The sequence below is a fragment of the Prevotella melaninogenica genome (assembly GCF_018128065.1).
Lineage (GTDB): Bacteria > Bacteroidota > Bacteroidia > Bacteroidales > Bacteroidaceae > Prevotella.
The window spans coordinates 440,130-452,246 of the sequence record NZ_CP072360.1 but is presented as its reverse complement, the minus strand read 5'-3'; the positions used below and the strand labels follow the sequence as shown (position 1 = coordinate 452,246).

Below are 12,117 nucleotides of genomic sequence, written 5' to 3'. Positions count from 1 at the left end.
AAAATAGAAAGGAGATAGGTTTATAACTGTCCAGCCTCAACCTGCAAGACAATGCGCTCTACGAGCCGGTCTGCTCCATTGGGATCATATCGTTTCTTCAAACTACTACCGAAAGCCCACGCAAAGGCTTGATAAAAACCAGCACGCACAGGACCAAGGAAGGCTTGTACAAGTTCGTAAGAGGTTGAATTACACTCACGGTCAATGAGCTTAATGAGTAGCTTACCTTGTGTGAACGTCAGCTTCTTCATACGAGGTTTATAGGTGTTCCATATTTCTTTCTCCACCTTCTTCATGTGCTCGTCACGTTCTTTCTTGCTTGGGATTGTCTCAAGATAAGCACCCGTCTCCAAAATAATCTGATGACATTCCTTGGCTATTGGCAGCACTTTCTTGATGTTGTAAACCAATCGATAGTAAGCTGTTTCCTGCGACTTATTCTTGAATTCGAGGGGTGGGAAAATGTAAACCTTACTTGTCTTGACATACTGAATGCTGTCAGCTCCCACCTTTGCCTTGCCTATATGAACCATAGGCACAAATGTAGGTGAGTCCATATCTACCACACGATCTTCAGGATTGATATGATCTTGTGCAGTCGCAGCAGTAGAAAGCAACAGTAGCGTACCAAGTAAGAAAAGCAATCGTTTACTCATAACAGTTTTGTTACACAGCCCTTTCGCAAGGTGCAATTTACTTCTTGCAAAAGTAGCGATTATTTCTGAGGTGTGTTAGGATTTTAATAATAATTTATCATTTCCAACTACTTATCGACTTATTACAACAATACTATTATCGATTAGTATACATATTTTGGGGCGATTTGGGATTATGTGATAGGGTTTGGATTTAGGGTTTTTGTCGTATTTGCATGAGATGATTCTATTATTTTACTTGTCATAATGTCACTTTAATCCCTATTTCTTTTAAGATACATACTCTTTACACTTTCGATATGATACTAAAGAAAGTTAAACGCCGTGTTTTTATTTACCAGATTTGTAAAAGCTATCAATATTTTTTCTACTTTTGTGATATAAACCATTACGCAGAATACAAGGCTCACGGAATAGGTTTATAACCTTAGTTATTGCAGTGTTATTTAGATTTTCCTGCTACACGAAGTTTTGTGAGTGTGACTGCGGACCGTATAAGTCTATATTATCATTAGAGTTTATCCTTAAAAAGAACGTAATAAAACATATATTGAGATGAAAAAGACGCTGTTGTGTACCTGTTTATTTGTCCTATCTTTAGGAGCAAATGCACAGGACAACCACGGTTATGGCACCGATGACGGTCGGTTTAAGTCGCTTGCAGAAGAGGTAGCACATCTAAAGAAGAGCAACGACATGTTCAATGTCTACATTAACTATGCTTCCGCAGCTCGGGTAACATCTGACGCAGCACACCAGTGGAACACAGGTTTCACAAATAAGCACTTTCGTCTTGAAATCAAAGGCAATTTAACTGACAAACTCTACTATCGTTTGTGTCATCGTCTAAACAATTCGACTGATGCAAGGAGTGGGGATAATCTTGCCAAGGCAACTGATATTATGATGATTGGTTATAAGTTCTCTGATAAGTTCCACCTTGAAGCTGGAAAGGTATGTCAGAGCCTTGGCGGTTTTGAAGTGGACGAGAACCCTGTCTATATCTATCAATTTTCTGATATGACAGGCTCTATGGATTGTTATATGACAGGTCTTACAGTCGTGTATAAACCTGTTCCTTCACAGGAGTTAATACTCGGTATTACCAATTCTCACAATGAAAAATTCAGCGAGGTATATGGTAATAATGCTGTATCCATCGAGGGTGACGGCACGAATAGTAGACTATTAGAGAAGCCACGCAACCCACTTGCTTATTGCTTGAACTGGAATGGTAGTTTTTTGGACAATAGATTGCATACGCGTTGGTCGTGGGGAGTACAAGGAGAGGCGAAACATAAGTACAGTCGTATTCTCATTTTGGGACAGAAACTGCAGTTAGACAGACTGCAATGTTACTTTGATTATATGGCTCAAAACGATGGAGTCGACCGTTTGGGCATAGCGACAAACGAATTGGGGAGTTCATTCTCTGGATATACTGGTAATGTATGGATGAGCGATATACATTATAACACCTTTGTAACAAAGCTCAATTGGCAATTTGTTCCTCACTGGAATCTGATGTTAAAAGGAATGTATGAAACAGCAAGTGTCAGTAAGATTGAACGTTTCAAGAACTATCGTAAGAGCTATGGATATGTAGGAAGTGTGGAGTATTATCCTGTTAAAAGCCAAGACCTTCGTGTCTTCTTAGCATATGTCGGCAAGAAAGTAACCTATAAGGACGGTGTCGGCTTGGATAAGTATAATACTAATCGCATCGAATTAGGCTTTATGTACAGAATTAAAGCTTATTAAAAGGAGGAAAGAAGAGAGAGAGAAAGGTCCTGAAGAATATTCAAATAAATAAAAAGAAACAAATCATTCTCTTCCCGTTAGTGAAAGAGAGCAACGCTAACTTTATAAAAATAAAATCATGGAAGAAAAGAAATTTCGTGTAGAAAGCGACCTCTTAGGTGAGCTTCGTGTTCCAGAGGAGGCTTATTATGGTGTACAGACACAGCGTGCTATCAACAACTATCACATCTCACGCAAGCGCATGTGTGACTACCCTGACTATGTTGTCGCGATTGCTTACGTTAAATTAGCTGCCGTAGAAACCAACCGTCAGCTCGGTGAAATCAGTGATGAGGTGGCTGATGCAATGGCGCAAGCATGTCGTGAGATTATTGATGGCAAGATGCATGAGAACTTTGTAACTGATATGGTACAAGGAGGCGCAGGCACATCTGTCAATATGAATGCCAATGAGGTGATTGCCAATCGCGCTTGTGAGATAATGGGTCATAAGAAAGGTGAGTTCCAGTACTGTTCCCCTAACGACCATGCTAACTGCGGTCAGTCAACGAATGATGTCTACCCTACCACCATTCGCCTGACACTTATCCTTCTGAACAAGAAACTTGTGGGTTCTCTGAGCGAACTGATTGCTGCATTCCGCAGAAAAGGTGAGGAGTTCAAGCATGTCATTAAGATGGGTCGTACGCAGTTGCAGGACGCTGTACCTATGACAAGTGGACAGGAGTTTAATGCTTTTGCCAATACTTTGGAGGAGGAGATTGCCAACCTTAATCGTAATGCTGCCCTACTGCATGAAATCAATATGGGTGGAACAGCTATCGGAACGGGCTTGAATGCTGCTCCTGGCTTCCCAAAGATTTGCGCAGAGAAGCTCAGCGAACTGACAGGAATGGAGTTCGTGGCAGGTGCCGACCTTGTTGAGGCAACGCCTGATACAGGTGCTTACGTAAGCTATTCAAGTGCGCTGAAGCGTTTAGCTGTTAAGCTTTCTAAGATTTGTAACGACCTTCGTCTGTTGGCATCTGGTCCTCGTTGTGGTCTGAATGAAATCAACCTGCCACCAATGGCACCAGGTTCAAGCATCATGCCGGGTAAGGTGAACCCTGTTATCCCAGAGGTAACGAATCAGACTTGCTTCAAGGTTATCGGCAATGACACAGCTGTTATGATTGCTGCTGAGGCTGGACAGTTGCAGCTAAACGTGATGGAACCAATCATCACAGAGTGTCTTATTGAGGACCTTACTTGGTTGCCAAACGCTATGGACACGCTGCGTGAGAAGTGTATAGATGGTATCACGGTGAATAAGGAACGCTGTCTTGAGATGGTTAAGCACTCTATCGGTATCGTGACAGCACTTAATCCATACATAGGTTACAAGAACAGTACGAAGATTGCCAAGGAAGCTCTTGCAACAGGTGGCTCTGTTTACGACCTTGTACTTGAACACAAGCTACTCTCAAAGGAGAAACTCGATGCTATCTTGTCACCAGAGCACATGCTTGCACCAGAGGAAAAAGTTAAGTAAAAAGCCTTTTAATATTCATATTGATTGACAGTACAAAGCTGCTTTTCGCATACTAACAATAATGAAGATGCTGTATTCACACGTTGGATACGGCATCTTTCGTTTTATGGAGGCTGTGGAAGTAGCCAAATATCCCACTGACAAGATGTTCTTTACAGCCTGAAATCACAGTGTGTGATAGTTCCTTTTCCTCTGATAGATATGCTTTGATGATTTTTCATGCTAAAAAAAATGAAGTAGACGTAGAGAATCTCTCTTTTCATTATCCTATATTGTGAAGTTTAGCATCATTGGTTTTGTCCGAATTTTTCTCATGTTGGTTTTATAATGACCATCAAATGGCTTGCAAATAACGCCCAATTGGCTTGCAAAAGATGCCCTTTTGAAGTCTAACTAATGCCCTTTTGAAGCCTTGTTAAGCACCTTTCGAAATCCCCTTTTGCAACTATTTGATAACAAGCAACTTACGAAGGTATTAAAACAAGTCGTTTTTAAGCCATTTTTCCACCTCTTCTTAGAATGTTTTGTCAATATATTTCTTTGTGTTTTTCTGTAAATTCCACACGGATTCAGAGATTGCGGAGGTTATATTCTACCATGATAGGAAAATCAAATATCATTTGAGTTCTTGTAACTCTTGATATATTTCCCTTTCTCAAAGTAATGATAACTTGCGTAGTTTAGTTCTTTGTCTGTGTGTCCGGTCAAGGGAAAATAGAATTGTTTAAGGTATTTTGCCCTCCATTTAGTCGGGAACTGCTTTGTATCAATCATCAGCATAGGGAACGTAGTATGCTTTTGTTTGAAAATGTCATCATATATATTCGAGATGACAAGGACGTTAATTCCCTTGTCTTTGCATTGAGATACTAAGGCTGCAGGCGACACACAATAGGTAGAATGACAGAAAGGAGTATAATCATATAGCAGTACTTTATCGTGTGTTTCGATATATTGTTTTACCTGATTAAGACTGATTTTGTATACTTTTGAGAAGTCATGAATATCATCAATGTTTTCTTCAAGCGTTATAACTCTCTTCTTTTGTGTATCCGATAGATGAGAATAGCCAGAAGTTAAGCCTACAATCTGGCATGATGTCAGTCCCATAAGTATTAAGGCTGATAGAAATAAATGTTTCATAAGGTAGATTTCAGTATTCAATAAAATGTGCTACAAAGATAAGAAAAATAGTTAGATATGTAAAAATATTACCTTGCGAGCTCTTTTATTATCACTTCTTGCTCTCTATAAAAGCTCTTTTCCTCGGCATCAGTTACGGGAATAACCTCTTCTAAACTTGCTATGAGGTTCTGCATCTCCCACGTAATGGAGTAGCCTAACTGCTTGCGTGTGGCAATACATTTATCTAATTCGTAGCGGGCACGGGCTTTGTCTTTTCCAAAAAGTAAGCCTGCAAGGGTGAAACGCATACGTTGGCGGAACTTTTCCTCTCGTTGTGCGGAGATAGCTTTACAGAGAAGTGCAATCTTGTAGCGCTCGTCATCAATGAGTGTTGATAATTCGTGGAAGAGATAGGATTGTCGATGATTCTTGATTAGGTGTAGGTAAATATTGATAGCCTTATCCTTTTTACCCATAATCCGATAAACCATTGCTTTGTAACGTTGGTTCTGCATATTGTAAGGGCTATGCTTCAGCGCCTCTGCTAATATCGGAGCAGCTTTTAGCGCCATGTCAACCGTAGGCTTACTCTCCACTTCCTTGAAAACTTTTCCAACGATACGCATTCCTATTGAGGGGATGGGATAACCATTCCCTTGCTCTATGGTCCAGTCTTCGTCAGTCAATCGGGTGATACCCCATTGTGTGATAAAGTCAAGCATGGAGAATCCCGGATGATGATCGAAGACTAATAAGGCTGCACGCATTAAGGCACTCTGCCCCTTAAGGTCTTTGTCGTCCATTGTAGGATAGAGCCTCAGCAAACTCCTGAATATCTTATAGGCTTCTTCTAACTGACGTTGTTGATAGCGTAGTTTCATCATGTCTACGCCCACCCAGAACATAGCTATTGTAGTATAATGCCCCTTGTGCACAGCGTACATTGGCAGAATGGCAGCGTATGCCTCCTCCGTTCGTCCTTCCTTACGAAGCTTAAAGATATCTCTTATCTCCATCCTTCTAAAATTAGAGAAAGCAGACGCTAAAGCCGAAACTACGGGTTCGTCTTTTAGCATCTGCTTTTTATTTAACAACTTTCCTTCTCAACATCAGTTATTACTGATTTGTAACAGTCAAACTGCCTGATGTATCAGGGTTTGGTTTACATGCCACATTGTTGTGGGTCTCATATTCAAGGATGAAGAAGTTCATCCATGGGCATACATAACCTTCCTTTGAATTGATTCGGGCAGAAGCTTCATAGTTGGTGTTGTCTTTTCTACGAACCTGAAGAGCAAGACGCTTGTAGTCGAAGTAAGTGATTCCTTCGCCCCAGAACTCTATGCGTTTCTGTACCATCAATTCTTTTATAAAATCTTCCATTGTGGTTGCATTGGCTGCCTGATAGGAGTTGTCAGTGTAACGATAAGTGTTTATAAAATCTTTCAGCACCGTAACACCTGCTGCAACACCATCAAGGTGGGCTGTTGCTTCAAAGTCGATAAACTTCATTTCCTCCATACGCATCAATGGAAGACTGATAAATTGTCCCTCGTAGCTGTCGGAGATATTACCCTTTGCAGGACGGAACTTGATGTTAGCATAGGCTGGCAACTGTTTCCAGGCTTCCTCATCTAAGAGGGTCAACCTTTCCTTCTTGGTGCCAATCGTGATAGAGTCATATTTCTCATACCCCTCATGTGTACCCGCAGCATCAGGGTCAATCCAAGAGTAGCGACGCCAGTCACCTTGCGGCATCTTGTCATATAGAGCACTACCTATCATACGTGTAGCATTGTATGTACCAGCAAGTCCCCACGTGGTTTCTGATGTCACAGTACTGGTAAAGGTGTAATAGATATAACTGATTTGCTCACGTGTTGTATAAGCTAACTTCCACATCCATGCTTGATTGTCCCTATTAAATCCGTCTTGTGTGCTATGCCATTGTGTTTCAGTGACAGGACTGTAACCATTGATAGCCTTGCGAGCATAGGTGCGCGCCTTCTCATAGCACTCACGAGCCGTTGTTATTCCTAACTTATCATACTCAATGCTTGCAGAGTCTTCTGCTGCAATGGCTGCATTAAGGTCACTACTGCTCTGATCGAAGCGACTTGCCATTTCAAGCCAAAGGCGTGCCTTGAGTCCATAGACCACACTAAGGTTAGGCAAGGTCTTGTCAGTACGTGTATAATCAGTGAGATACTCCTCGGCATGGTTGAGGTCAGTAAGAATAAAGCGGTACATCTTATAGAATGGAGCACGTGGATTGTGGCGTTGCATCTCCTTCGTAGTCTTCTCGGTAACGATAGGAACGGTGAGTCCCCATATTCCATCTTTTGTCGCCTTGTCGTCCAAACTTGCAATGCCAGTCTTCTTGAATTCAAACTGACGAGCTATGTCAAGATAAGCCATTGCACGATAAGTAAGGGCTATACCTAAATAGTTCTTGGAGGTTGCGGAGGCGGTAGCAGGGTCTACGACACTTGCCAAATTGTTGCAGGTAGCAATGAAATCGTAGTAGAAACGATAGGTATAATAAGCGTTGAAACGGGTGTTTACACCGCTTTCAACTGTTGTCCAATAGCTGTAGTTGCTGCTGTAAACAGGGATATCACTACCTAATATTTCCCTATAAAACATCTGACAAGGATAACCCCAATCGTTTAGAGGGTCACCAGAGTTCCATGAGTCAAAGGTAATCATATAAGAAAGAATACCATTAATCAATCCTTCTTGAGAGGAAGGTATCTTCTTAACTTGGTCAGAAGTCAAAACATCTGATGGTTGTATGGTATCCATACAAGAAGCAAAACCAAAGCTTGTTGCAATGAATGCTAACAGTATGTTGCGAATTGATATAAAGTGTTTCATAATTATGTACGATTAATGTAAGAAGAAGATTAGAATGTTAATTTAATACCACCAGAGACAGTTCTCGCTGGGCTGTAAATAGTAGTACTACTATCACCAGAGAAAGAACCACGTGGGTCGAAGCCCTTACGCTTACTCCAGAAGTAAACATTGTCAGCAGCCATATAGATGCGTACACTCTCTAATCCAATCTTGCTTACCCATAGCTTAGGTAGGGTGTATCCAAAGTTGATATTCTGCAGGGTTAGATAGCTGCCACTGATCAAGAAACGGTCAGATTGAGAGCTGACACTTGGGTCATCATATTGCCAACGAGGGATATTGCTGGTTGGATTGTCAGCTGACCATGCATTGAGGACATCTTTATGGATTGAAGCTCCTCCTAAGGTGCCAGATGGTACATTCATTGTTCCAGCATAACCATAGTCGTAAGACAGTCCTCCTAATGAGTAAGCAAAGGAGATTGAGAAGTCGAAACCGTATGCATAGAGTGTTGTTCCGAAGCCACCATAGACATCTGGATGTGGATCACCGCATGAATAGTAAGACGCATTACCATAGACATCTGTTGTCTTCAGTGTGCCATCCGCATCCGTATAGTACCATAATGATTTTCCTTTATCTGACACACCAGCATAACGAGGTATATACCAATTATAAATAGGAAGTCCCTCCGCATAGAGTTTATCACCGCTACTATATCCTGGATGCCCATCTACAACGAGATCAGCTTTGAGCGGAGCAGCCAGTTTAATGATTTCATTCTTATAAGTAGTTGCGTTAACGTTGACATCCCATGATATATTCTTAGTCTTTAAGACTGTTGCAGAGAGGTCAATCTCGACACCCTTGTTCACCATATCACCGATATTGTCGTACATTCCTTTGTAACCCGCAGAGTAAGGAGCAAAGACGAAGCAGAGCATATCAGTAGTCTTCTTATAGAAGTATTCTATGCTTCCGCGTAAACGGCTATTTAACAATTCAAAATCGAAACCTGCATTGAAGTTGTTGTTGGTCTCCCAAGTAATGTTAGGGTTACCCTTTTCAGACAATACCAAGCCCACCTTGTTGTTCGTATTCACGATGGTATAGGTGTCAATATAGTGAAAATCACCAATTTTATCGTTACCTTGCTGACCGAAGGATGCTTTCAGTTTCAACATATTCAACCAACGGAAAGGCTTCATAAACTTCTCCTTCGTGATCGTCCATGCACCTCCGAAGGAATAGAAGTTACCCCAACGGTGGTCTGGATCGAAGCAGCTGGAAGCGTCACGACGGTAAGAAAGACTTCCAAAATACTTCTGGTCATAATCATACTGACTACGGAAGAAATATCCCTCAGACTCATATTCGCTATTATTTGTCTCTCCCGTGCTGTCCATCTTTATAGCACCAGACAACGTTTGATTGGTAAAGTAGGATGCCATACCAACCTTATTTCCCCACAGGTTCTCATATCTATAACGATAGAACTCGTGACCAAAGAGCAATTCCATGTGGTGATGCCCGAAGTCGTGGTTGTAATTAATGAGTTGTTGGAAGTTATAAGAGTAGGTTTGGTCGCTTGTACGTGACACGAAACCAGTTGGGTAAGCCGTATGACTATATCCATAGAAAGGTTGTTTGGTCTCTGTCCCACGTGAGTTGTTGGTTGTAACAGTTCCATTAAGCGTAATCTTCAGTCCTTCAAGTGGCATAATATTCGCATAGCCATAGAGTGAATACATATTAACCTGAGAACTGTTTGTATTCAATGTATTCTCTTGTAGCGGGTTGATATTTGGTAGGATAGGACGTCTAAGTCCAATAACAGAACCATTACCATAGTCATACATCTGTCCGTTATCATCCGTCATGATGTTGCCTTGCCCATCACGAATAAAGGCAGGATAGATAGGTGCCACGGTATTGAGCTGATAGAAAAGACCACTACCATCCGATGGAATGACATTGTATTTAGAACGAGCAAAATTCATATTCGTACCTACTTTCAACCATTTCTTTGCCTCATAATCAGCTTTGGCACGCACGGTGATACGGTCAAAGTCAGAATTATAAGCAACACCTTCATTGCTCAGATAACCCAAAGAAAGATAGTATTGCATCTTATCACTACCACCTGTGAGGTTAAGGTCGTACTCTTTACGCAATCCTGTACGGAAGCCAAGACTCTGCCAATCGTCTGGTAAGATAGTATATTGTTTACCATTATGTTCTATGACACGTCCCAATGTGGCATGTGGATTCATACGACCATCAGCACCAATCAGCTGTTCTCCATTTGGAACTGTAAATATTGGATAGCCCAATCCACCTGCTGAACCAGGTGAAACGAGTTGCTCATTGGCTGCTGCAACAGCTTGAGAAGGGGTAAGACCGAGTCCATTCAACTGATAGTTGTAAAGTGCCTTGTAGTAAGTTTCATAGTAGAGTTTAGGGTCTTTGATAGTTTCATAATCTCGTTTAATACGACTATTAGCACCCCATCTCATGTCAACAGAGATATGGGCATTGCCCACTTGCGCATGTTTTGTCGTCACCATGATAACACCGTTGGCTCCTCGTGCTCCGTAAAGTGCAGTTGAAGACGCATCTTTCAGGACTGTCACAGAAGCAACATCGGCAGGATTAAGATTATTCCATCCACCATCGTAAGGTGCACCATCCACAATAATCAATGGACTTTGTCCCGCACTAATACTACTAAATCCACGTACACGAATTGCAGGTGTGGCTCCAGGCTCTCCACTGTTATCAACAATCTGAACACCAGCGGCTTCACCTTTCAAACTACTCATTACGTTATTGACTTGCTTATGTTCAATCTTCTTAGAGTCCACAATGGCAGCAGAACCCGTAAACGCAGAACGTTTCTGTTCACCGAAGGCTGTCACAACGACTTCATCCAAAGCGGAGTTGTCATTAATCAGCGTAATCTTCATTGTTGGCTTAGCAACACCAACGAAGGTCTTCATACCGACATAAGAAACTTCTAACTTAGATCCTTCTTTAACTTTGGCAAGTGTGAAGTTTCCTTCTGTATCAGTTGCTGTTATCAGCTTGCTGTCACCGATTATTTTTACGGTTGCACCAATAATGGTTTCTCCAGTCTCGTCTACAACAACACCCTTGGCGGTGAAGACCTGTTGGGAAAAGCTGACAAGTGCAGACAGCATAAATAGGATAGATAAAAAGATTCTTTTCATATTCACAAGGTTGGTCATAATGTTATTATCAAGTAAGGTTGTCTGTAATAGATATTTATGTCGCAAATATAACCAAAAGTTTCAAATAATCAAATAAAATCGCGATAATAATTAAAAAAATAACATTTACTATCATTTATGCGTGTAAGTGTTTATAATACAAGAATATAACAGCATCCTGACAACCTTCTTTTATATTGTCGGTTGAATATTAGTAATTCTCTAAATAATATCCTTTTTTTACACCTATTATTATAGAGACTCAGTCCTACTGACAACCAACAATTTGTTAGTAGGTCTTAAATTAAAAGGTTATATGAGAAAATAACATTACCTTTGCCAAAGAAACAATAATTCAAAGTGATATGAAATATCTATTGGTATCAGACATACACGGATGTTTGCCAGCATTGGAGAAGGTACTACAATTCTATGATCGTGAGCATTGCGATATGCTTTGTGTACTTGGAGACATACTAAATTATGGACCACGCAACTCTATCCCAGAAGGGATAGATGCTAAGGGAATTGTGGAGGCATTGAACAAACGTGCTAAAAACATTTTAGCCGTACGTGGAAACTGTGATGCAGAAGTTGACCAGATGCTGCTTGATTTCCCAATGATGTCAGACTATATAATGCTGGTTGATGAAGGACGAAAACTTTTCTTGACGCACGGGCATATTTATAATAAGTCCTCAATGCCAAAAGGGGATATTGATGCGATTGTTTATGGGCATACTCATCTTTGGGAACTTACCCAGCAAGAGGGTACGCTTGTCTGCAATCTTGGCTCTATTACCTTTCCCAAAGGTGGGAATGTTGCCACTTTCATGACCTATGAGCATGGTGTCTTCACAGCTTATTCCCTTGACGGAACACCGCTGAAGCAGGAGAGAATTTAGGAAAAACTTATTAGCCTTATTAGCCTTATTGGGCTAATAAGGCTAATAAG

Annotated in this window: 8 protein-coding genes; 3 read left to right on the top strand and 5 right to left on the bottom strand. The window is 41.1% G+C overall.

The annotated features are described in order from the left end of the window. Positions 1 to 20: 20 nt before the first annotated feature. On the bottom strand, positions 21 to 656 hold the full coding sequence (locus tag J5A56_RS07710) for a DUF4294 domain-containing protein (RefSeq protein WP_021672487.1): 636 nt from the start codon (positions 654 to 656) through the stop codon (positions 21 to 23). 555 nt (positions 657 to 1,211) lie between these two features. Between J5A56_RS07710 and J5A56_RS07705 the strand changes: the two genes are divergently transcribed. Then, entirely contained in the window at positions 1,212 to 2,417 is a 1,206-nt protein-coding gene (locus tag J5A56_RS07705) for a porin (RefSeq protein WP_021672486.1), read from the top strand. A 118-nt stretch (positions 2,418 to 2,535) separates the two neighbouring features. Next, positions 2,536 to 3,948, top strand: coding sequence for an aspartate ammonia-lyase (gene aspA, locus J5A56_RS07700; RefSeq protein WP_021672485.1), 1,413 nt, complete (start codon positions 2,536 to 2,538; stop codon positions 3,946 to 3,948). Between the two features lie 609 nt (positions 3,949 to 4,557). Here aspA and J5A56_RS07695 read toward each other — a convergent pair. From J5A56_RS07695 to J5A56_RS07680, 4 genes are all read right to left on the bottom strand, one after another. Further along, positions 4,558 to 5,091, bottom strand: a complete 534-nt coding sequence (locus tag J5A56_RS07695) for a hypothetical protein (protein WP_021672484.1) — start codon at positions 5,089 to 5,091, stop codon at positions 4,558 to 4,560. A gap of 68 nt (positions 5,092 to 5,159) precedes the next feature. Then, positions 5,160 to 6,089, bottom strand: a complete 930-nt coding sequence (locus J5A56_RS07690; protein WP_036920170.1) for a DUF7017 domain-containing protein — start codon at positions 6,087 to 6,089, stop codon at positions 5,160 to 5,162. 100 nt (positions 6,090 to 6,189) lie between these two features. Then, the gene (locus tag J5A56_RS07685) at positions 6,190 to 7,950 is read right to left on the bottom strand and encodes a RagB/SusD family nutrient uptake outer membrane protein (protein ID WP_021672482.1); all 1,761 of its coding nucleotides are present in this window, start codon (positions 7,948 to 7,950) and stop codon (positions 6,190 to 6,192) included. Between the two features lie 29 nt (positions 7,951 to 7,979). Next, on the bottom strand, positions 7,980 to 11,168 hold the full coding sequence (locus J5A56_RS07680) for a SusC/RagA family TonB-linked outer membrane protein (RefSeq protein WP_036920168.1): 3,189 nt from the start codon (positions 11,166 to 11,168) through the stop codon (positions 7,980 to 7,982). Between the two features lie 359 nt (positions 11,169 to 11,527). Between J5A56_RS07680 and yfcE the strand changes: the two genes are divergently transcribed. Next, entirely contained in the window at positions 11,528 to 12,067 is a 540-nt protein-coding gene (yfcE, locus tag J5A56_RS07675; RefSeq protein ID WP_021672480.1) for a phosphodiesterase, read from the top strand. Positions 12,068 to 12,117 lie beyond the last annotated feature (50 nt).

Bases quoted from the DNA above. Each gene is read 5' to 3' on its own strand.
- aspA (WP_021672485.1), top strand. From the start codon at position 2,536: ATGGAAGAAAAGAAATTTCGTGTAGAAAGCGACCTCTTAGGTGAGCTT.
- J5A56_RS07710 (WP_021672487.1), bottom strand. From the start codon at position 656: ATGAGTAAACGATTGCTTTTCTTACTTGGTACGCTACTGTTGCTTTCT.
- yfcE (WP_021672480.1), top strand. From the start codon at position 11,528: ATGAAATATCTATTGGTATCAGACATACACGGATGTTTGCCAGCATTG.
- J5A56_RS07695 (WP_021672484.1), bottom strand. From the start codon at position 5,091: ATGAAACATTTATTTCTATCAGCCTTAATACTTATGGGACTGACATCA.
- J5A56_RS07685 (WP_021672482.1), bottom strand. From the start codon at position 7,950: ATGAAACACTTTATATCAATTCGCAACATACTGTTAGCATTCATTGCA.
- J5A56_RS07690 (WP_036920170.1), bottom strand. From the start codon at position 6,089: ATGGAGATAAGAGATATCTTTAAGCTTCGTAAGGAAGGACGAACGGAG.
- J5A56_RS07705 (WP_021672486.1), top strand. From the start codon at position 1,212: ATGAAAAAGACGCTGTTGTGTACCTGTTTATTTGTCCTATCTTTAGGA.